Raw genomic sequence first — 20396 nt, 5'->3', positions numbered from 1 at the left:
AAGCCTAATCAGAATTTGCTTGGGAGGTGGATGGATAACCTTGCTCCATGGCGATCGCCTGGCGTACCAAACGGGGATAGGCCAGGAGAAAGTACCACCACCAGAGGGCAATGACGGCGGCCACGGGTAAGGATAACCACCATCGATGGAACAGTAACCAACTAGCGGCAATAATCACTGACCCAGTGAGTAAAATTGTCCAAGGCTGACACCAGCGGGGCTTTTCTGACCAAACGTCGTAATTTTCAGGATGATCCATAATGTTTTGCTGCTTAATAGCCCAAGCATAGGTTTGCAAGTCATTGCTGACTGCCCAAGTTGAGGGGGAAACTAGATACAAGCCCCCCACTATTGCGGTCGTTTGATTGAGTCGATTTAGGGGGGCGACTGAAATTTTGACGACAGAGCCTAATAATTTTTGATCATTAACTCTTTCCCTTTGGAAGCTTTTTCTTGCTTGTAATTGTTCATCCCATATTGTAAATCCCATTCAATAATTTGAGCAAAACTAAATAATTTTCTGATTTCTTCAGAATCATCGTAGGTAATTAACCATTTATGGGGGCAGGCTTTCATAATTTCAGCAAATCTCTGATGATCAAAGGAAGTGTGTAAATCTCCCTTTTTGCCATAGAGTTTGGACTTAGTGGCGCTCAGGTAGGGCGGATCGAGAAAAATAAATACCCCTTCCCCCGGTGAATCAATTAATTGCTGATAATCCAGATTGGTAATGGCGACATTGGTAAGCATTTTGCCTAAATCATTCAACCTGGCAATGGAAGAATTGGTGAAACGTTTCTCAAACGCCTGCTGGGAATAGCCCCCGGATTCAACTGTGCCGGAGAAGGTGATGCGATTCAGCACAAAAAAACGCACTGCCCGGGCAAATTCATTCAATTCCAGCCCATCTTCAGTTAATTTAGCAAAAAGTTTTCTGCCATCGGTTTGTTGATTTTTGACTTCTGTAACTGCGTCGGTTAGCTCGGTAATGCCATCCTGGGCCCATTGCCAAAAGCAATATAAATCAAAATTTAAGTCGTTAATCCAATATTTATTAATGTTATCGCCAAAAATTTGTTTGATAGCTAAAAATACTGATCCCCCACCAATAAATGGCTCCCGATACTCTTTAATTTGAGCGGGAATATAGGGCAAAATTTGCTTCAGGGCTTTGGATTTGCCCCCTGGATAACGCAGAGGACTTTTGATTTTGTCCCTTTGATCAGCAGAATGCTCTGGTTTCTCCGTCTCCCCCGCCCCCTTCATCATCTAATTCGCTCTATACTGCTGTTTCCAAAAATTGACCTAGGTGCCGGAATTTGTCGTACCGCAATTGTTTCCGTTCTTGGGCAGTCAATTGGGCCAAGGTGTTGAGGTGGAACAATAAAGCTTCCTTTAACTTAGCGGCGGCTCCCAATGGATCAGCGTGGGCGGCTCCCTTTGGTTCGGGAATGATGCCATCAATAATTTGTAACTTGGCTAAATCGTCAGCGGTAATTTTTAGGGCGATCGCCGCTTTGTCCGATTTTTTCGCATCCTTCCAGAGAATGGCCGCACAGGCCTCTGGAGTAGCCACCGTGTAGACCGCATTTTCCAGCATCAATACCCGATCTCCAACGCCAATCCCCAACGCACCGCCGGAACCCCCTTCCCCAATGACGGTACAAAGAATGGGCACATCTAACCGAAACATTTCCCGCAAATTAACGGCGATCGCCTCCCCTTGACCCAACTTTTCTGCATCAATGCCGGCCCAAGCCCCAGGGGTATCAATAAAAGTGATGATAGGCATGCCAAAACGATTAGCGTGTTCCATCAACCGCAGGGCCTTACGGTAACCATTGGGGGCCGCCATGCCAAAATTACGGGCCACATTATCTTTGGTATCTCTTCCCTTTTGATGGCCCATAATCACCACAGGCCGAGTTCCCAACCGAGCCACTCCCCCCACCAAAGCCGGATCATCGTACCCCCCCCGATCGCCGTGCATTTCAAACCAATCATCCGCAATGGCTTGAATATAGTCCAACGTGCTAGGACGACGGGGATGGCGGGCCAACTGCAACCTCTGGGAAGGATTGAGATTGCTAAAAATTTCCTGGCGCAACTGTTCAGCCCGATTTTCTAGTTGGCTGAGCTGTTCGGACACGTCCACATTTTTTTCTTGGGCTAGTTCCCGGATTTGATTAATTTTTTCCTCTAACTCATAGAGGGGCTTCTCAAAATCCAGCAGAAAAACACGACGCTCACTTTTACTCATAACTAGGGATGGATTAGCCGGGCTAAGGGTGATGGATTTTTCCAGCGTATCAAAAAGCCGTGACTTTAATGCTGGCGTTGACCCAACCTTCGGGAGCGAAACGCCCGGGGCGACTGTGACCACCATAAGCAAAAAAGACCGACTGGGCCTAGCTTAGTCCCTTATCAGTGCCACGAAAAAGAGGGGGCCAACCCCAGCAAAAACCAAAGCTAAAGATAAACAAAAGATTAAGGTCAAAAGCGTGACATTGCCTGTCCGCCCTTCGTAAAATAGGGAAGATTGTATTTTTTGTTACGGTTATACGGTTTTTTCCCCTTCCCTTGACCAGATTTTGCCCCTAAATTATTAAAGGTTTTTGCGTCTGCTGTCAAAATTACTACCATTTGGGGCTTTGTCCAGCCCCCAGCCTGCCCTTCTGTAATCCTCAGTTCCGTAGATATTGGCTTTTTATACACTGTCCATTTCCGGTTGACCCACCATGGTTATTTCCTCGCCGCTCCATCAAGAAACAGTTTTTTCCCTCGAAGTCATTCGCTCCACCGCCAGTGAACTGGTGCGCCAAAACCGCCTCGATCGCCAACAGCCCATCTATACCCTTTGTCAATTCATTCCTGCCCGGCAATGGTTAGCAGTGGAAAGGGAGTTGGAAATGCACGATTACCTTTTGCGGGACCACATCATCGATCTGATGAATTGCGAAGCCTGGGATTTCCAGGACCCAGACGGTTACGGTTGTGCCTAGGGAGAAAGGGCATTTCCTGAAGAAGTTTTGAAAAGCCCTCCTGCAAGCCCTTAGCCTCCCAAAGGTCTGGTTATGGGCAAGGCAATGTGCTGATGGGAACCATCCCCCCCCCTAGAGGCTCCAGCAATGTCACCATCCCACGGCGATCGCCTCCATTGAGCCGAGATGAGCTGATTTAGCCATTTTTCCGCCGAATCAAGTATTCTGGGGGGGCATTGATGGTTGCTCCAATTCCCTAGGGGTTAACAATTGCGCTAAACTAACCTCAGCTATTATTTTTATTTCTAACTTCTATTCTATTTCTTAGCATTATCGCTAGTTATTTTTATTTTTACGATTTAACTTTATATGTCAATTCATAGTGGTATTCCTTTCCGCAGGGATCGTTTGTCTATCTTTGTGGATGGGAATAATATGTTTTATGCACAGCAGAAAAATGGCTGGTTTTTTGACCCGAGAAGGGTATTATCTTTTTTCACTGAAGATCCATCCGTAAAACTCGTCAACGCCTTTTGGTACACTGGTCTGAAAGATACCCAAGACCAAAGGGGTTTTCGGGATGCCCTAATTAGTTTAGGGTACACCGTCAGAACTAAAATTCTGAAGGAATATTACGACGATATTTCTGGTAAATACTCCCAAAAAGCTAATTTAGACATTGAAATTGTTGTAGATATGTTTAACACCGTTGATCAATATGACCGGGTGGTTTTATTCAGTGGCGACGGCGATTTTGAACGGGCGATCGAGCTATTAAGATCAAAAAGTACCCACATCACCGTAGTTTCCACCGAAGGCATGATTGCCAGGGAATTACGAAATGCCACCGATCGTTATATCGACCTTAATGACATCAGACCAGCCATTGAAAAACAGGATTTTTATAGCACTGAACAAACTGCTTAACTGTCTTCTTAATAAATTCCTATTAATAGGAATGGATAATCTAGTAAGTAATACTAAAGAGACTGCGCCCGAGAATGAAAATTCCTAGTGATGCTATCATTCCAGTAGAAAAACTAACTTGTTATTTACTGATCTTTAAACCCCAAGATGACAAATCAAAATTTCTTGCTCAAGCTGGTTTCACCTTAGATGCTCCCGAAAATTTGGAACGGGCGATACGAATACTTATTTCCACTGAGTCTGCCATCTTTGACGGTAACAACGAATATGGCAAATTCTATCGAGTTGAAGGACCACTGCAGGGAACCCAAACCAGAACTATAAATGTTGTCACTATCTGGATACAGTGGCATATTGACCAAAAATTTCGATTTGTAACCCTCAAACCTAAAAAGGAGAAAACACTTTGAACTTAGAGCTTTATCAGCGTGTTGTCCTGACCGTAGACCAACCCCAATATAACCTCAAAAAAGGAGATATCGCCACGTTAGTTGATATGGTTCCTCATCCTGCCGGTAGAGAAAATGGCTATATTTTGGAAGTATTCAATGCTAAAGGCGAAAGTATTGCCGTTATTAGCCTTCCCCAGTCCCAAGTCGAACCCATTCCCGATAATGCTCTACTGTCCGTTCGTCTCCTGGCCGCATGAGAAAGTGAATTGGTATCCTCAACTAGAGGAATTGTATAATGGCCAGTTTTAGTTTCATTTATTCAATTAATCTGTCCAAGTTCTCTATTTAGAGGACAATAAAAGCGTTGATAGGGATAGCCAAAAATATTTTTTTTCGGACTTCTATCCATTTGACAATCGGGAAAATCTAGGGGAGCAAAATAGTTAACTAACCATAAATCCACTGGTCCTTCCGCCTGTTTTAATAAATTCTGTAACTTTTCTGTGGCAGCAGGATCCTGTAATTTTTCCTGGGGCAAAAAAACGAATCGTAACTGGGGTACTAACTCGGGAAAATGTCGCTGCGCTTCCCAGGCGAGGCCCAACAGTTCCCCCACCTGTACCAAGCTTTTATGGGTAGTGACAATCCAACGGTTTTCGCTAGGGGGATTGTCTACCAATAGGGTTAAAAGTTTATCGGGTCGATAATATTTCTGGTAAGCCAAGTTATGGGTAACAGTGAAAGCACTCAAAATACCAATGATCAAAATGATCATCGGCAAATAGAGGCCCTGGCGACTTCTTTGCCACCAATTTAATTGCTGCCATTGATCAACTGATGGGACTAAATCACCACTGCGGTGGGAATTTACTTGGGGATTTTTTCCTAGGCCCACACCGGCCATTAACATCAGTAAACTCCAAAAGTTAAAGCTATACCTTGCCCCCCTGGTAATATCTAACCCAGCTCCGTAACTGATGGTCAAATAAATAATTACCAAAAAAATAAAAGTAGTAACCAAAACTAAAACCCTTGGATCTTTTTGCGTTTTTATGCCGTGCCCCAGACCCTGCCATACCACCGGGGTTAACCAGATAAAGTAGGCCAACATCCCCAGACCTGATAACACCACAAGCCACAAATTTTCCGATTCCACAGGCCATAGACAAAACATGGTGATGCCAGCGGCAGCTAATTGGGCTGGAGGGCCGAGGAGGGTATCAACCCAGGACATATCGGTGAATTGAATCCATTCCGTCATGCCATGGCCGAATTGCTTTTGGTTAATAATCACTATCCAACTGAGACCGGCGGCAGCGGTGCCCAGTATGACGGGTAAAAGGGATTTTAAAGCTAATAGAAAGTTAATCTTTCCCTGGCGATGCCAGACTCCCAGCCACAGTGCTAGGGCGATCGCCTGGGCGGCCATTGGTAAAACGGCAAAAAAGTGGACCGAAATGCCTAGAGCATTGGCTAATATCCAGATGATAGTTAAGGAAAAAGGTAAACGTTGATTTTTCAATAAATAGCTTAAGCTTTTTAAGCAACAGGCAATGGAAATTAGTCCCCAAATAATGGCAAAGGTGTAGTGTCGAGCTTCCTGGCTAATGAAAATTCCGTAGGGGGAAATGGCCATCAACAGGGCGGTAAATTGGGCTAATTTTTCCTGATCTTTACCCCAAATCCACTTAGCACAGCCATAGCCTAGGGGTACTGCAAGGGTGCCAAAAACAACCGGCAACGATCGCCCGATCGCCAGGGATAAATAATTGCCATCGGGGGGAAATAATCGATACCACAGGTGAGCCAGGACGAAATAAAAGGGGGGATGGTTATCACCATTTAATAAACTTGCTGCCACGGTATTGGGTTCTGGCTGGGGTAGGGGCTGCAAAATGCTTAATAGGTCGGCAACGGTCAACACCTGACCCAAGGGTATATCGCTAAAAGAATTACCTAGACTAAATACGAGGGTGGCAAATTCATCAGTCCAGGGGGGTTTACTGTCCAAATTCCAACTTCGTAATCCAGCGGCGATCGCCGTCCAGAGCAGAAGTAACCAAAAAGAGCGGGACATAGGCAATTAACACAGGGGCAAAGACAGGGTTTTTCCCAACAGACAGACAATCCCCCCAGCGATTAGGTTGCCAGGGGGAAGAGGACGTTTCAGACGAAACATAGACTGGGTAGGTTAACCCAAAGCCGCGGTAACAATGGCTTCTGCCTCCGTGAAAATAGCCTGGAGATGGGCTTCATCCTTAAAGCTTTCGGCATAGATTTTATAGACATTTTCCGTGCCGGAGGGCCGGGCGGCAAACCAACCTTCCGCAGTGGTGACTTTCAACCCACCGATCGCCGCTTGGTTACCGGGGGCTTTGGTCAGCTTCGCCATGATGGGGTCGCCGGCCAGGGTAGTGGCAGTAACGTCATCGGGCGCAAGTTTTTTCAGTCGATCCTTCTGGGCTGGGGTGGCCGGAGCATCGATGCGCTGGTAGATCGGATTACCCAACTGAGCGGTTAAATCCTGGTAATGGAGCCCAGGGTCTTTGCCGGTTTTAGCCGTAATTTCCGCCGCCAATAGATCCATAATGGTGCCATCCTTATCGGTGGTCCAAACGGTGCCATTTTTCTTCAGGAAGGAAGCCCCGGCACTTTCTTCGCCGCCAAAGCCAAAGGAGCCGTCCAACAAACCATTGACAAACCATTTAAAGCCCACGGGCACTTCATAGACGGAACGGTTAATTAATTGCCCCACTCGGTCAATCATGCTACTGCTAACCAAGGTTTTACCGATGGCACTCAGCCCCGACCACTGTTGCCGCTGACTAAATAGATACCAGATCGCCACGGAGAGGAAATGGTTCGGATTCATTAACCCCACGCTGGGGGTGACAATGCCATGGCGATCGCCGTCGGTGTCATTACCAAAAGCAATATCGTAGTGATCTTTGATTTTCACCAAACTGGCCATGGCGTAGGGGGAAGAACAATCCATGCGGATTTTGCCGTCCCAATCCAGGGTCATAAATTTAAACGTCGGATCTACGCCGGGATTAACCAGATTGATATTCAAATTATATTTAGCGGCAATGGGTTCCCAATAGCCCACATTGGCTCCCCCCAGCGGATCAACTCCCAACCGCAAGCCCGCTGAGCGAATTACCTCGAGGTCAATGATGTCCGCCAAACCGTCCACATAGGGGGTAACAAAATCATGGGCATGGGTGGTGGGGGCCTTCAACGCCCGGTCATAGTCCCATCGTTTAACTGCTCGATTGCCGGTTTTGAGCAACTCATTGGCCCGGTTCTGAATCCATTGGGTTGCTTCCGGTTCTGCTGGGCCGCCGGAAGGGGGATTATATTTAAAACCGCCATCGCTGGGGGGGTTGTGGGAAGGGGTAATAATAATACCGTCGGCCAAACCCTCTTTGCGCCCCTGGTTGTAGGTCAAAATGGCGTAGGACACCGCTGGGGTAGGGGTGAAGCGGGTCAGGTCGGTGGCGGTGGTTAAAAAGGTTTCCACCTGGTTAGCGGCCAATACTTCCAACGCGGTTTTCTGGGCCGGTTCCGAGAGGGCATGGCTATCCATCCCTATATAAAGAGGCCCCGTAATGCCCTGGGCTTGGCGATAGTCCACCACCGCCTGGGTCACCGCCAAAATATGGGCTTCGTTAAAAGTAGCGTTAAGGGCAGAACCCCGATGACCAGAGGTGCCAAAGCTCACTAGCTGGGCGGGATTTTCCGGGTCCGGTTGCTGACGGTAGTAATTGTCGAGCAGTTGAGCCACATCCAACAGTTGATCGGCGGGGGGATGCTGGCCGGCGAGGGGGTTAATTCTGCTTGTCATATACGGAGACTATAAAAAATGGAGGGCGGCGATCGGGGGCTTAGACACCCAAATCCTAGCCAAAAAGGGTGAACTAGCCAAGGGCTAGCCCTTGACAAACAGATGGTAAAAAAATCCCCCCACCCCCTAGCTATGGGGAAAAAGTTCCAAAGTTACCTTGAGCTAATCATGCCCAGCGACAAGATTAGGAGCGCAGATTCAATCTTTGTAAACAGGTCTTAAGCTATCCGGCCAAGGAGCACTCAGATTGTGTTAACGTTCAGGGGGTAGTTGCTTAACACAATTTTCCAATTAATAGTATTAATACTTTCTTAACTTGCACCTTCCGTGGTGACAAAACTAATCTGAGCCCTTGTCTGATTAACCTTCGACTGATTATTGATCCCCTGTGCAGTCTCCCCTCTCCCTCTGTCTTTTTGCTCCCGAACACGTTGCCCATAGACTCAGGTCTATTTTCCAGGGCGATCGCCATCATCTGTCGAGTTTTCAAGCGCTAGATGACTTTTGTGCCTTTCTAGAAGACAAACCTGAACGGATTGATTGTTTGTTGGTCTACTACGAAGTTAATTCCTTGCCGGTGTTGAATCGTCTCTATGAACAGGGGCGTTTGTTGCCAATTATTTTGCTCGAACCTAGTCCTTCCGCCCTAGCAAAAACTACCAACGAACACCCCACCATTGTCTATCACAACGCCGAAATCCATCTGCCCGAATCCCAATGGTCCGAACTGCCCACCGTCGTAGACCGGGCGATCGCCCATTATTTACACCTTGGGCCCCTCTGCACCCTCCCTAACCAAAGAGAAACTATCCCTGCCCCCATTGTCGATGAATCATCCCAAAGCTTTTTACTGCTACAGCAAAGAAGGCTGGCCGACAAACTCAAAGAAAGACTTGGTTACCTAGGAGTGTATTACAAACGTAAGCCCAGTCACTTTTACCGCAACTTTTCCCCCCAGGAAAAACAGGAATATCTAGAAGATTTAAGTTCCCAATATCGGGAGATTACCCTCAGTTACTTCAGCAATGAGGGAACAGTTAACGACCTATTGGATCAATTTGTCAACCAGGCTTTTTTTGCTGACCTGGCCATTTCCCAAATCCTCGAAATTCATATGGAGTTAATGGACGAATTTTCCCAGCACCTCAAGCTAGAAGGACGGAGCGAAGAAGTTCTCCTAGATTATCGTTTAGTGCTGATCGACATCCTCGCCCATCTGGGGGAAATGTATCGTCGTTCCATACCACGGGAGGACATTCCCTTTGATGTATATTATCAAACGGATTAATAACCAAATGCTGCGGTTTAATCATCAGCTCAACTTTTGACTGTTGAAACTGCCTCGATTCCCTGGTTATCTATTTGCTTAGTTGTTTCTTGGTTGGTTTCCCCCTTCGTCCTAGTAAACCCATAAAATGAGCCCTTTTAAAAAAACTTACGTTCTCAAACTCTACGTAGCCGGCAATACCCCCAATTCTGTGCGGGCCCTTAAAATGCTGAAAAATATCCTAGAGCAAGAATTTCAGGGAGTTTATGCCCTCAAAGTGATCGACGTGTTAAAAAATCCCCAGTTGGCCGAAGAAGATAAAATTCTTGCTACCCCCACCCTAGCTAAAATCCTACCGCCCCCCGTCAGGAAAATCATCGGTGATCTTTCCGACCGAGAAAAAGTGTTAATTGGTCTAGATTTGCTCTATGACGAAATCCGGGAACGGGAAGCGGAAGACCAATAAAAAATTTGGCCACAGGGCTAGCGCGTCTCCGGATCAGCATAAGTCATCGAACTCGTAGAAAATCTTAATCTCGCCCCTCAACCTAAACAAATTCAATTAGTTTTAGCCAAACCGTTATTTAGTTTTACTAACTTCTTTAAAAATTTAAATTTAGCTAATGAACTTACCGATTGTTAACGAACGCAACCGCCCCGACGTGCCAAGGAAGGGAGTACAGAAAATTCGTACTGTGATTGAGGGCTTTGACGAAATTACCCATGGCGGTTTGCCCATTGGCCGTACTACCCTGGTGAGTGGTACCTCTGGTACCGGTAAAACCCTGCTGGCAGTGCAATTTCTTTATCAGGGAATTCAACACTTCGACTATCCAGGGCTATTTATTACCTTTGAAGAATCCCCCAGTGACATTATTGAAAATGCCTACAGCTTTGGTTGGGATCTACAGCAGCTAATTGAAGATGGCAAATTATTTATCCTCGATGCTTCTCCTGATCCGGAAGGGCAGGAAGTGGTGGGCACCTTTGACCTATCGGCCCTAATTGAAAGAATTCAGTATGCAGTGCGGAAGTATAAAGCCAAGTTAGTTTCCATTGATTCCGTCACAGCGGTATTTCAACAATATGATGCGGCTTCGGTGGTGCGGCGGGAAATTTTTCGTTTGGTGGCCCGGCTAAAACAATTACAGGTAACGTCGATTATGACCACGGAACGGGTGGAGGAGTATGGCCCCATTGCCCGCTTTGGAGTTGAAGAATTTGTCTCCGATAACGTGGTGGTTTTGCGTAATGTTTTGGAAGGGGAACGGCGACGGCGCACCGTAGAAATCCTCAAACTGCGGGGCACCACCCACATGAAAGGGGAATATCCCTTTACCATCACCCATGACGGCATTAATATTTTTCCCCTTGGGGCCATGCGCCTCACCCAGAGGTCTTCCAATGCGCGGATTTCTTCGGGGGTGCAAACCTTGGACGAAATGTGTGGCGGTGGCTTTTTCAAAGATTCAATTATTCTCGCTACGGGGGCTACTGGTACCGGCAAAACTCTATTAGTAAGCAAATTTTTACAAGAAGGTTGTCGCCAAGGGGAACGGGCCATTTTGTTTGCCTATGAAGAGTCCCGGGCTCAGCTTTCCCGTAACGCTTCTTCTTGGGGCATTGACTTTGAAGAAATGGAACACAAAGGTTTGTTAAAACTCCTCTGTACCTATCCGGAATCGGCAGGTTTGGAAGATCATTTACAAATGATTAAATCAGAAATATCGGAATTTAAGCCCTCCCGGATTGCCATCGATTCCCTCTCTGCCCTGGCCCGGGGGGTGACTAATAATGCTTTCCGTCAATTTGTCATTGGGGTAACGGGCTACGCCAAACAGGAAGAAATTACTGGTTTCTTTACTAATACCACAGACCAATTTATGGGGGCCCATTCCATTACGGAATCCCATATTTCCACCATTACGGACACTATTTTGATGTTGCAGTATGTGGAGATACGGGGGGAAATGTCCCGGGCCCTAAATGTGTTTAAAATGCGGGGTTCTTGGCACGATAAAGGTATTCGCGAATATAGCATCAGCCATGACGGCCCTGACATTCGGGATTCCTTCCGCAATTATGAACGGATTATTAGTGGTTCTCCCACCCGCATCAGTGTGGATGAAAAATCTGAGCTTTCCCGTATTGTTCGGGGCGTTAAAGATAAAACAGTTGAGTAGAGTTTAGAGGGCGAAATCAGACTTTACAAACAGGCTCTTAAACTACTCGAAAATCAAACATTGGTAGTGAAACCCAAATTGATTAAAAGATCGATCATATTTTTGAAGGTATGATTAGTGGGATTGTCATCAAGCTAAGGTACTGGCACCGAAGCTATAACCATGGTTTTCTTTCCTGATGGGCATCGAGCAAAATAGTCCTATGGCTTTTTCTCTCTGGATAGCGGTGGGGCTAGCGGCAACTTACCTAGGGGCTGTGGTGTTAACGGCGGAACTGCTTAATCGCCTTTCCCCCAGTCCGGCGGAGGTAACCCGCAAAATTGTCCACATTGGAGCGGGGCAGGTGGTGCTAATCGCTTGGTGGTTGGGTATTCCCGGTTGGGTGGGGGCGATCGCCGGTGTCTTTGCCGCTGGCATTGCAGTGCTCTCCTACCGTTTACCGATTTTACCCAGCCTGGAAAGTGTTGGCCGTCATAGTTACGGCACTTTGTTTTACGCCCTCAGCATTGGCCTATTGGTGGGGGGATTTTTCTCCGTGGGGCTGCCGGTATTTGCGGCGATCGGTATTTTAGTCATGGCCTGGGGTGATGGAATGGCGGCCCTGGTGGGACAAAGATGGGGTCGTCACCGCTACGAAGTCTTTGGTTTCCGCAAAAGTTGGGAAGGCACTCTCACCATGGTGTTGGCTAGTTTTTTGGTCACAGTGGCACTCCTGGGTTACACCTTTGGCTTCACAGCTAGTTCCTTTGTTGTTGCCGGGGCGGTGGCGATCGCCAGTGCGGGATTGGAGAGCTTTTCCCGTTGGGGCATTGATAACCTAACTGTTCCCATGGGCAGTGCCTTGATCGCCTTGGTTGGTAGCTATCTCTGGCTGGGATAATGCCTGGGGGGAATGGTTAAAATACAAACACCACCCTGCTTTTCCACTATGGTTTTTACCCTTCCCCAGCCAACCAATCTGCCCAGTACCAATGTCCGTTTGCCCATCCAGGCGCTACATGGTCAATTGATCCAATGGCGACGGCAATTTCATCAATACCCGGAATTGGGCTTCCAAGAGCAATTAACCTCGGCCCACATTACGGAAACCCTCACTAAGCTAGGGATTCCCCACACCCCAGGCATTGCCAAAACCGGCATTATGGCAGTGGTTGACAGTGGTAAACCGGGGCCTGTGTTGGCCATCCGAGCCGATATGGATGCTCTGCCAGTAACAGAAGAAAATGAAGTGGATTACCGTTCCCTCCACCCAGGCAAAATGCACGCCTGCGGCCACGACGGTCACACGGCGATCGCCTTGGGAACAGCGCAATATTTGGCAGCCCATCGGGATAGTTTTCGGGGCCAGGTAAAATTGTTTTTTCAACCAGCGGAGGAAGGCCCCGGCGGTGCCAAACCCATGATTGAGGCGGGGGTGCTGGAAAATCCGGCGGTGGATGCCATTGTGGGCTTACATCTGTGGAACGATCTGCCCGTGGGCACGGTGGGCATCAAACCAGGGCCAGTGATGGCAGCGGTGGAACATTTTGAATGTCAACTGTTCGGTCAAGGGGGCCACGGGGCCATGCCGCACCAAACCGTTGATACCCTGGTGATTAGTGCCCAGATTGTCATGGCTTTGCAAGGCATTGTGGCCCGCAATTTAAATCCCCTGCAGTCCGCCGTGGTTACTGTGGGACAGTTGCAATCCGGTACGGCCTTTAACGTCATCCCCGACAGTGCCTATTTCCGGGGCACAGTGCGCTACTTTGACCCCAGTTTTGCGGGCTATTTTGCCCAACGCATCGAAGAAATTATCAAGGGCATTTGCCAGACTCACGGGGCTAATTACCAATTCACCTACGACAATATCTATCCCCCCGTGGTCAACGATCGCCGTTTGGTGGATTTAGTGCGATTGGCGGCGGCGGATGTGTTACTAACTGATGACCATCTCCAACCGGATTATCAAACCCTAGCAGGGGAAGACATGTCATTTTTCCTCCAGGCCGTGCCAGGCTGTTACTTCTTTTTAGGGTCTGCCAATAGCGGCCTAGGTTTGGACTATCCCCACCACCATCCCCGCTTCAATTTTGATGAGGCCGTGTTGCCAGTGGGGGTAGAGTTATTTGTCCGTTGTGTGGAACGGTTTTGCCATGCCTAGAAGCTGAAGGTGGTACGAATCACCCCCATCACCAGGGTGCCATTGGCGTTGTTGTAATCAGCATTGGGCACCACCACAATACCGGGGGTAATGGAAAGATTATCATTCACTGCCCACTCGAAAAACCCTTCTAGGTGGAGGGAACTGTCAATGTCGGTGCTGGCAACGTCATCGGGAAAGACGATGGAACTGCTGCTCACCCAGGGTTGCATGCCCACAATAATCCCTGCCATATTCCCTTCCTTGATAATGTCGGGGAAAGCCAAAGTCACTGCCCAATTCCAAATGTCTAAACTGCCCCTACCAATGCTGGCATCTACCAGATCAATGGAGTTGAGGGTGCGGGCTTTGGTAAGGCCTCCCCAGCCTCCCAGGACAAAATGGTCACTCAATTGCCAGGAAAAAGCCGCTCCATAGGCGTTGTGGGAAGTTTTGGCTGCTTCGCCAAAGGTGGTTTCGGTGAAGTAGCGGAAATTAGAGCGTTGGCTACCGGTGCTGGTGTCCAGGGTATTGTAGCCATAGCCATAGGTTAAAGCTAGGGTCAAATTGTCGCTGAAGTCGTAGTTTAACTGGGCGATCGTGCCAAAACTACCGTTAAATAGCCCTTCTCCCTGGGAAGGATCATTGCCAGCGGGGGCCAGGTAACCAAGGCTGAGTTGTAATCTATCCCAGGTGCCCTGGAGGGCCGCCCCGGTGCCTTCCCCTAGAAAATAGATAGGGCTACGGGTACCAAAGGCTGTCAACGCACCAAAGGCGCCATCCCCGTCCAAAACGTTAATGGTATTGGTGAAATCATCGAAAGCTCCCCCAGCCCCAAGGGCCCACAGACGAATATTTTCCGTGGCAGGGAAAGTATAGTACAGAACACTGTTGCTGAGGTTGCCATCTTCCGGTTCCGTTGCCCCTAACACCGGCTGAAAAGTACCGGCAATGGGACCATAGTCTTCTAAATTGCCACTGGATAAACGAATAAACAGATCATCATCTCCCCGAAAGCTTGTATTGAGCTCCAAGCGGGTGCGATAACCCAAGGTGGTATTTCTGGTGATTGATTCGGTGCCATTATTTTTGTCGCCGCTGACAATGCCACTCAGGGCCGTTACTACCTGCCCACTTAATTTGGTGGTGGTGGAAAATTGATGGTCTTCCAGGTAAGCCGTGCGGACTTCCAGATTATCGATGCGGGTTCCCAGGGCCGCCAATTCTCCCTGAAATTCTTGAGCTAAGCGTTTCAGCTTATCAACGTCTTCCCGTAAAACCGCTACGTTCTCCTGGATTAACCGCTCCATCACATTCATGCAGGCATTTAGCCCCGCAGCAAACTCCCAACGGGATAGGGCTCGATCGCCGCGAAAAGTCCGGTCAGGGTAACCAACGATGCAACCGTAACGCTCCACTAAACTTTTTAATGCTTCGTAGGCCCAGGCGGTGGGCTGCACATCCCTGAGCTCCGATACATTGGTGATCTGTCCCATGGGGTTGGAGTCCATATCTTCCAGGGATTGACCAAACTGCAAGCGTTCGATTTTGTCGACTGGTTCGGCTAAAGCTTCTCCCTCTCCCCCGGCGATCGCCATCAGGGCACCTAAACCCCACACTAGTGACAGTTTTTTTAACATACGAGTCCTCACACTCTAAGGATTAGCCGACAAATTATTGAGAATATAGGCAAGAAGTCAGAGCGAAAGCAATGCCCTTCCTCCCCATACCCAAAAATTGCCCCAGGCTAGCCTTAACAATGATAATCATTATCACAATATAATATTTTCCGCCATTTATGGTGAGCATTTCCACCAAGCCCATCGGACTGGAATCTTCATTGACTAAGTCCTAGTGATTTTTTCACCTGCACGAATAGATGGAGGGATAACGGCTCAGACAGCTTTTTTCCTTTGTTAATCTCCTTAGACAAAGCCATGATTTGGCTCGCCCATTTTCTCCAAATCGCCAAAAGCAAACTGACAAAGATTGAAGAAGCTTATTAGCTTATTAAAAAAGACAGAGCCAACTAATTGGCAAATCAGATATAAAGAAGTCCTCTGGGTCGAGAATCCCAACAAAACAGCCCTTGTCGTGGGATGTCAATAAAACTTAATGAATTTTTTTAAAGCTAAAGGCCATTTTCCTCGCAAAACGTCCCCCCGTGCGTAAAATGGGGACTAAAGTTTTGTCACGTCCCTGACGAAATTCTTTAACAGGAGAACTCAATACCAATGGCTGAATCTAACCAAGTTGTACAAGCCTATAACGGCGATCCTTTTGTGGGGCACCTTTCCACCCCCATTTCCGACTCCGCTTTTACCCGCACTTTTATCGGTAACTTACCCGCCTACCGCAAAGGTCTTTCCCCCATCCTCAGAGGTTTGGAAGTGGGGATGGCCCATGGCTACTTTCTGATTGGCCCCTGGACCCTGCTCGGCCCCCTGCGGGATTCTGAGTACCAGTACATTGGTGGTCTGATCGGAGCTTTGGCTTTGATCTTGGTGGCCACCGCTGCCTTGAGTAGCTATGGCTTAGTTACTTTCCAAGGGGAAGAGGGTACCGGCGACACTCTGCAAACAGCCGATGGTTGGAGCCAATTTGCCGCTGGCTTTTTTGTGGGTGGCATGGGAGGTGCCTTTGTGGCTTACTTCCTGCTGGAAAACCTCAGTGTTGTGGATGGGATTTTCCGGGGTCTATTTAACTAAATAACCTTATAACCTTTAAACTGTTGCGATTTTGCCGTTGCCACAACGGCCTGAGTTTACAATCATCCAATTAATAAGGAGTATTAACTAATGGACGGTTCCTACGCTGCATCTTATCTGCCTTGGATTTTGATTCCTATGGTCGGTTGGTTATTCCCCGCTGTGACCATGGGGTTGCTTTTCATTCACATTGAAAGTGAAGGTTAGGCTGGGAAGGTTTGAAGACTAACAGTCTTTTAATCAAAAATGTCTAACCATCCTTGGGTGGGTCAGGATTTCTCCGTTATGCGGGGGATTGGACATTTTAATTTGTTACTCCGCCAGCGGGTGGGGTATTTTTTTTGTGGGCTTAATTAAGGGCTTATGTAGTTTTTACCGGATATTTTGGTGAGATGACTGAACCGATTCGTTTACTAATTGCCGCCAGTGGCACGGGGGGACATCTTTTTCCGGCCCTAGCCCTGGCCCAACAGTTGCCAGACTATGAGATTACTTGGTTGGGGGTGCCCGATCGCCTGGAGACCACGCTAGTACCCAGGCAATATCCCCTCCAAACTATCCCAGTGGAAGGTTTCCAGGGGCGGCCCAGTTTAAAAACAGTCAAGATCAGCTGGAATCTGTTGCGGTCCGTATTCACCGTCAGAAAATTGATTAAGAGCAAACAAATTAATGCGGTGGCGACTACGGGGGGTTATATTGCGGCACCGGCCATTGTGGCAGCCAAATTATGTGGCATTCCGGTAATTTTTCATGAATCTAACTTCATTCCCGGTAAAGTAACCACTTGGTTGGGCCGTTGGTGCGATAAAGTGGCGATCGGTTTTCGGGGCACAGCCAAATATTTGCCCAACTGTGCAACGGTGTGGATCAGTACCCCCGTGCGAGAGCAGTTTCACCAACCCCAGCCCTTAGACCTGTCCATCCCAGCGGGCAAACATTTAATTGTGGTCGCAGGCGGCTCCCAAGGGGCCGTGACAGTGAACCAAAAAGTCCGTAGTTGTGTGCCGGCTTGGGTTAATGCCGGAGCTTTTATTGTCCATTTGACCGGCAAGAACGATCCGGAGGCAGCCACCTTTAGCCATGATCATTATCTCTCCCTAGAATTTTTTGATAACATGGCGGCGCTTTTGCAGAGGGCAGACCTAGCCATCAGTCGAGCCGGGGCAGGCACCCTGACGGAATTGGCTGTTACCCAGACGCCTGCCATTTTAATTCCCTATCCTTTTGCAGCGGAAAATCATCAGATGTACAACGCCCAGGTATTTGTCGATGCCGGGGCCGCCCTAATGTTTGCCCAAAAATCCCTCACGGCGGCACAGTTGGAGCAAGCTGGGCTCGAACTCCTCCAGAGTCCGGAAAAATTGACCACCATGGCCAAGGCCGCTGGCACCTTGGCTGACCTCGATAGTGCAGAACAGTTAGCGGCGATCGTCAGGGCATCGGTGGAAAAATCTCGCTGACATTGACGGAGCCTGCTGAGACGTAGTTACCGGATTCATCAAAAAGATTGTTGTAAAAGCCCTCCCGCCTCCCCTAAGCTTGGAAAAAAACAGGAAAAAGTGCCCCATTCAGTCCATTGAGGCGCAAAATAGCACTTTGCCAGTAGGCCCTAAGCCAAGACAAGACTCGCTCCCTGTTGTTTCTAGGGGAACGATAGTAGGTACTCTATACCCCACCCACAACTAAACAGAGGGTTACCCAACAAAAATATTTAGAATATCTGGTAGAAAAGAGTCCCTGGTAAGCAGTCATTCTTAACTAAGTGAGTTACATTGAATAACCTAGGTAGGTAAATAAACCCACTCAAAAATTTCTGGATCCTATCTCCGTCCCTGCTCCCCACTATGACTACGACAGAATTAACGGCGGCCACCCTAGCTCAACTCCAGCAAGAAATTAATCGGTTGCAACGGGAAAACGATGACCTCCACATTGCCTTAACCACGATCGCCGAACATGGGGACATGATCGAGTCATTGCTGAATGAAACCAATGTCAAGCTCAGAAGTGAGATTGTGGAACGACAGCGGGCAGAAGCGAAGTTACAAAATATCCTCAGTTTAATTTCCCGAGAAAAGGAAGACCTAGAGATTATTGTGGAAACCATCATGCAACATGGGGACGTGGTGGACGCCCAATGGCGACAAAAGCTAGGAGAAACCGCAGAGCTACTCAACCTCGATAGCCTCACCCAGGTTTCCAACCGCCGCCACTTTGACCTCCATCTAGCCCAACAATGGGAACGGGCCATGGATGACCAAGGGGCGATCGCCTTAGTTTTGTGTGACATCGACCATTTCAAACAATTCAACGACCTCTATGGCCACCTCAGTGGGGATGACTGTCTACGGCGCATTGCCAAAACCCTCAGTTCCACCCTCCGCAACCCCTTCGATCTTTTCGCCCGCTACGGTGGCGAAGAATTTGCCGTCATTCTACCCCAGGTGACCGGTGAAGCCGCTCAGCAGATTGCTAAACGGATGCAATCATCCCTGGTCATGCTAGAGATTCCCCACCACCATTCCCCCACCAATGAATTCGTTACCATGTCCTTTGGCATCGGTCGCGTGTATCCCCAGCCAGGGCAATCCCCCCTAGACCTAATTGCCCAAGCGGACGAAAATCTTTACAAGGCAAAACGCCAGGGCCGGAATTGTATTGTCGGCCATTGATTTTCCTATCAACTAAGTGAGCCAGTCCCATAGGCACAACCATGAGCACTGACCAGACCAATGTCAGACAATGGGGAGAGTTTCTTGACCCTATTCCCCCCAGCGACGAATTTCTCACCCTAAACTTTTCCCCCGACCGGGCCAATCGTCTACAACGTTGGCGCAACTATGGCCTATCGGCGGACTTTTTGGGAGACTACTTTGCCACCTTTTTTCCGGGTAATGAAGCGGACGACGGCCTCAGTCAGCGGGACACCATCAAAGGGTCCGTCAGTTACATTGCCAACGAATTGTTGGAAAACGCCGTTAAATACAGCACCACGGACCATGATTGCCCCATCATCATCACCCTCCATCTCTACGATCACAAATTAATTTTTGAGACCAGTAATATTTCGCCTCTGCCAACCACCATCGAGTATGAAGACTTCATCAAAGTGCTGAAGCAGAAGGATCCCATGGAATTGTATATGGAACGGCTGGAAAAATCGGCCCTGGAAAACTGCGAAGCATCCCAAATTGGCTTATTAACCATGATTAATGATTACCAAGCCCAGTTTGGTTGGCAATTTTCCCCGGTTCCCGGCTCTGAGGATTTGATAAAAGTGACGGTAATGACCCACTTGAGCGTCGAAATTTGAGCAGTGATAGCTAAGAAAAAACCATTTCTCCCAAATCCCTAATTTTATTGCGACCTATCCATATGGAAATAACCACCGAAGATTATCGAATTTACTTTGAAGAAGCCAACAATACCCTTTATTTTCGCGGCTTTTTGCGATTGGAAGGCATGAAGGAATATCAGCCAATTATGAACACCATGCTAGAAATTTTGGCGGATTGTAGTGAGCTGATCATCAACCTGGAAGGGTTAGAATTTCTCAACAGTTCCGGCATCAGTATGCTCTCAATGTTTGTCATGAAGGTGCGGGGCAAGGAAGGTGCCAGTCTGGCCTTTAGGGGTTCTAAAAATATCCTCTGGCAAACTAAATCCCTAAGAAATCTGCAACGGTTGATGCCTGGTTTAACCTTGGAATTCATCTAAAATTCTGGACGGAAAACTTGGATAGGATAGTATTCTCTCTGCCCATTACCTGGTGTTGGCAATGCCAAGCCACGGGACAATATTTTCTCTTCATATTCAACCCCAAAGCTCACCCTGAATCCTGGCCGGCTGAAATAGTTCTCCCAAAGCTAGACTAGGAAACTCCACCCTCTCAACTTTTCCCTATGGCCCGTAGACCCCCACCCCGTTATACTCCTGTCTCTTATACACACTGACGCTGCCGACGAACTC

At 48.1% G+C, this 20396-nt stretch carries 21 protein-coding genes; 15 read left to right on the top strand and 6 right to left on the bottom strand.

Going from position 1 to position 20396, the window contains the following annotated elements:
• Positions 1-4: 4 nt before the first annotated feature.
• From IQ217_RS05390 to accA, 3 genes are all read right to left on the bottom strand, one after another.
• Entirely contained in the window at positions 5-259 is a 255-nt protein-coding gene (locus IQ217_RS05390; protein ID WP_190597929.1) for a DUF6737 family protein, read from the bottom strand.
• 149 nt (positions 260-408) lie between these two features.
• Complete coding sequence (locus tag IQ217_RS05385) at positions 409-1269, bottom strand: DNA adenine methylase (RefSeq protein WP_228023937.1); 861 nt, start codon at positions 1267-1269, stop codon at positions 409-411.
• 10 nt (positions 1270-1279) lie between these two features.
• Positions 1280-2260, bottom strand: coding sequence for an acetyl-CoA carboxylase carboxyl transferase subunit alpha (gene accA, locus IQ217_RS05380; RefSeq protein ID WP_194019185.1), 981 nt, complete (start codon positions 2258-2260; stop codon positions 1280-1282).
• A gap of 478 nt (positions 2261-2738) precedes the next feature.
• Between accA and IQ217_RS05375 the strand changes: the two genes are divergently transcribed.
• The 4 genes from IQ217_RS05375 to IQ217_RS05360 all read left to right on the top strand — a co-directional run bounded on the left by IQ217_RS05375 (position 2739) and on the right by IQ217_RS05360 (position 4557).
• Entirely contained in the window at positions 2739-3002 is a 264-nt protein-coding gene (locus IQ217_RS05375; protein ID WP_190597932.1) for a DUF4327 family protein, read from the top strand.
• 348 nt (positions 3003-3350) lie between these two features.
• Positions 3351-3908 carry a low amplitude/bright protein LabA gene (gene labA / locus IQ217_RS05370; RefSeq protein ID WP_010874237.1) on the top strand — a complete coding sequence of 186 codons (558 nt, stop codon included), beginning with the start codon at positions 3351-3353 and terminating at the stop codon, positions 3906-3908.
• A 74-nt stretch (positions 3909-3982) separates the two neighbouring features.
• Positions 3983-4318, top strand: a complete 336-nt coding sequence (locus IQ217_RS05365) for a DUF6883 domain-containing protein (protein WP_194019184.1) — start codon at positions 3983-3985, stop codon at positions 4316-4318.
• Positions 4315-4557, top strand: a complete 243-nt coding sequence (locus IQ217_RS05360) for a DUF4926 domain-containing protein (protein WP_190598458.1) — start codon at positions 4315-4317, stop codon at positions 4555-4557. The genes IQ217_RS05365 and IQ217_RS05360 overlap by 4 nt, the downstream gene beginning before the upstream one ends.
• Positions 4558-4619: 62 nt before the next feature.
• Here the strand turns inward: IQ217_RS05360 and IQ217_RS05355 are convergent, their stop codons facing one another.
• Both IQ217_RS05355 and pgm read right to left on the bottom strand, forming a co-directional pair.
• On the bottom strand, positions 4620-6377 hold the full coding sequence (locus IQ217_RS05355) for a glycosyltransferase family 39 protein (RefSeq protein ID WP_194019183.1): 1758 nt from the start codon (positions 6375-6377) through the stop codon (positions 4620-4622).
• Between the two features lie 114 nt (positions 6378-6491).
• Positions 6492-8147: a phosphoglucomutase (alpha-D-glucose-1,6-bisphosphate-dependent) gene (gene pgm / locus IQ217_RS05350; RefSeq protein WP_194019182.1), complete on the bottom strand. Its 1656-nt coding sequence runs from the start codon at positions 8145-8147 to the stop codon at positions 6492-6494.
• A gap of 388 nt (positions 8148-8535) precedes the next feature.
• Between pgm and IQ217_RS05345 the strand changes: the two genes are divergently transcribed.
• The 5 genes from IQ217_RS05345 (at position 8536) to IQ217_RS05325 (ending at position 13740) form a co-directional block, all read left to right on the top strand.
• Complete coding sequence (locus tag IQ217_RS05345) at positions 8536-9435, top strand: circadian clock protein KaiA (RefSeq protein ID WP_190598461.1); 900 nt, start codon at positions 8536-8538, stop codon at positions 9433-9435.
• Positions 9436-9562: 127 nt separating this feature from the next.
• The gene (gene kaiB, locus IQ217_RS05340; RefSeq protein ID WP_010874242.1) at positions 9563-9880 is read left to right on the top strand and encodes a circadian clock protein KaiB; all 318 of its coding nucleotides are present in this window, start codon (positions 9563-9565) and stop codon (positions 9878-9880) included.
• Between the two features lie 157 nt (positions 9881-10037).
• Positions 10038-11597: a circadian clock protein KaiC gene (gene kaiC / locus IQ217_RS05335; protein WP_190598462.1), complete on the top strand. Its 1560-nt coding sequence runs from the start codon at positions 10038-10040 to the stop codon at positions 11595-11597.
• 202 nt (positions 11598-11799) lie between these two features.
• Entirely contained in the window at positions 11800-12477 is a 678-nt protein-coding gene (locus IQ217_RS05330) for a diacylglycerol/polyprenol kinase family protein (protein WP_476718266.1), read from the top strand.
• A 48-nt stretch (positions 12478-12525) separates the two neighbouring features.
• On the top strand, positions 12526-13740 hold the full coding sequence (locus IQ217_RS05325) for a M20 metallopeptidase family protein (RefSeq protein WP_194019180.1): 1215 nt from the start codon (positions 12526-12528) through the stop codon (positions 13738-13740).
• Here the strand turns inward: IQ217_RS05325 and IQ217_RS05320 are convergent.
• Positions 13737-15371, bottom strand: coding sequence for an iron uptake porin (locus tag IQ217_RS05320; protein WP_194019179.1), 1635 nt, complete (start codon positions 15369-15371; stop codon positions 13737-13739). The two genes, IQ217_RS05325 and IQ217_RS05320, sit on opposite strands and share 4 nt — an antisense overlap.
• Before the next feature lie 582 nt (positions 15372-15953).
• Between IQ217_RS05320 and IQ217_RS05315 the strand changes: the two genes are divergently transcribed.
• The 6 genes from IQ217_RS05315 (at position 15954) to IQ217_RS05290 (ending at position 20144) form a co-directional block, all read left to right on the top strand.
• Positions 15954-16427: a photosystem I reaction center protein subunit XI gene (locus IQ217_RS05315; RefSeq protein ID WP_190598466.1), complete on the top strand. Its 474-nt coding sequence runs from the start codon at positions 15954-15956 to the stop codon at positions 16425-16427.
• A gap of 90 nt (positions 16428-16517) precedes the next feature.
• Positions 16518-16634 carry a photosystem I reaction center subunit VIII gene (locus IQ217_RS05310; RefSeq protein WP_028948017.1) on the top strand — a complete coding sequence of 39 codons (117 nt, stop codon included), beginning with the start codon at positions 16518-16520 and terminating at the stop codon, positions 16632-16634.
• A gap of 185 nt (positions 16635-16819) precedes the next feature.
• Positions 16820-17887 carry an undecaprenyldiphospho-muramoylpentapeptide beta-N-acetylglucosaminyltransferase gene (murG, locus tag IQ217_RS05305; protein WP_194019178.1) on the top strand — a complete coding sequence of 356 codons (1068 nt, stop codon included), beginning with the start codon at positions 16820-16822 and terminating at the stop codon, positions 17885-17887.
• Positions 17888-18271: 384 nt separating this feature from the next.
• A complete protein-coding gene (locus tag IQ217_RS05300) occupies positions 18272-19099 on the top strand; it encodes a diguanylate cyclase (RefSeq protein WP_194019177.1) in 828 nt (275 codons plus the stop codon).
• Between the two features lie 41 nt (positions 19100-19140).
• A complete protein-coding gene (locus tag IQ217_RS05295) occupies positions 19141-19740 on the top strand; it encodes a slr1658 family protein (RefSeq protein WP_194019176.1) in 600 nt (199 codons plus the stop codon).
• Between the two features lie 62 nt (positions 19741-19802).
• Positions 19803-20144: a slr1659 superfamily regulator gene (locus IQ217_RS05290; RefSeq protein WP_190598470.1), complete on the top strand. Its 342-nt coding sequence runs from the start codon at positions 19803-19805 to the stop codon at positions 20142-20144.
• Positions 20145-20396 lie beyond the last annotated feature (252 nt).

The sequence above is a fragment of the Synechocystis salina LEGE 00031 genome (assembly GCF_015207985.1).
In the GTDB taxonomy this organism is placed as follows: domain Bacteria; phylum Cyanobacteriota; class Cyanobacteriia; order Cyanobacteriales; family Microcystaceae; genus Synechocystis; species Synechocystis salina.
This window is presented reverse-complemented; position numbering and strand designations above follow the sequence as displayed.

Excerpts from the sequence above, each read along its gene's own strand:
- IQ217_RS05290 (WP_190598470.1), top strand. The coding sequence starts at position 19,803 with ATGGAAATAACCACCGAAGATTATCGAATTTACTTTGAAGAAGCCAAC.
- IQ217_RS05300 (WP_194019177.1), top strand. The coding sequence starts at position 18,272 with ATGACTACGACAGAATTAACGGCGGCCACCCTAGCTCAACTCCAGCAA.
- IQ217_RS05330 (WP_476718266.1), top strand. The coding sequence starts at position 11,800 with ATGGCTTTTTCTCTCTGGATAGCGGTGGGGCTAGCGGCAACTTACCTA.
- kaiC (WP_190598462.1), top strand. The coding sequence starts at position 10,038 with ATGAACTTACCGATTGTTAACGAACGCAACCGCCCCGACGTGCCAAGG.
- IQ217_RS05325 (WP_194019180.1), top strand. The coding sequence starts at position 12,526 with ATGGTTTTTACCCTTCCCCAGCCAACCAATCTGCCCAGTACCAATGTC.
- IQ217_RS05375 (WP_190597932.1), top strand. The coding sequence starts at position 2,739 with ATGGTTATTTCCTCGCCGCTCCATCAAGAAACAGTTTTTTCCCTCGAA.
- IQ217_RS05385 (WP_228023937.1), bottom strand. The coding sequence starts at position 1,269 with ATGATGAAGGGGGCGGGGGAGACGGAGAAACCAGAGCATTCTGCTGAT.
- murG (WP_194019178.1), top strand. The coding sequence starts at position 16,820 with ATGACTGAACCGATTCGTTTACTAATTGCCGCCAGTGGCACGGGGGGA.
- labA (WP_010874237.1), top strand. The coding sequence starts at position 3,351 with ATGTCAATTCATAGTGGTATTCCTTTCCGCAGGGATCGTTTGTCTATC.
- accA (WP_194019185.1), bottom strand. The coding sequence starts at position 2,260 with ATGAGTAAAAGTGAGCGTCGTGTTTTTCTGCTGGATTTTGAGAAGCCC.
- kaiB (WP_010874242.1), top strand. The coding sequence starts at position 9,563 with ATGAGCCCTTTTAAAAAAACTTACGTTCTCAAACTCTACGTAGCCGGC.
- IQ217_RS05390 (WP_190597929.1), bottom strand. The coding sequence starts at position 259 with ATGGATCATCCTGAAAATTACGACGTTTGGTCAGAAAAGCCCCGCTGG.
- IQ217_RS05365 (WP_194019184.1), top strand. The coding sequence starts at position 3,983 with ATGAAAATTCCTAGTGATGCTATCATTCCAGTAGAAAAACTAACTTGT.
- IQ217_RS05355 (WP_194019183.1), bottom strand. The coding sequence starts at position 6,377 with ATGTCCCGCTCTTTTTGGTTACTTCTGCTCTGGACGGCGATCGCCGCT.
- IQ217_RS05315 (WP_190598466.1), top strand. The coding sequence starts at position 15,954 with ATGGCTGAATCTAACCAAGTTGTACAAGCCTATAACGGCGATCCTTTT.
- pgm (WP_194019182.1), bottom strand. The coding sequence starts at position 8,147 with ATGACAAGCAGAATTAACCCCCTCGCCGGCCAGCATCCCCCCGCCGAT.
- IQ217_RS05310 (WP_028948017.1), top strand. The coding sequence starts at position 16,518 with ATGGACGGTTCCTACGCTGCATCTTATCTGCCTTGGATTTTGATTCCT.
- IQ217_RS05295 (WP_194019176.1), top strand. The coding sequence starts at position 19,141 with ATGAGCACTGACCAGACCAATGTCAGACAATGGGGAGAGTTTCTTGAC.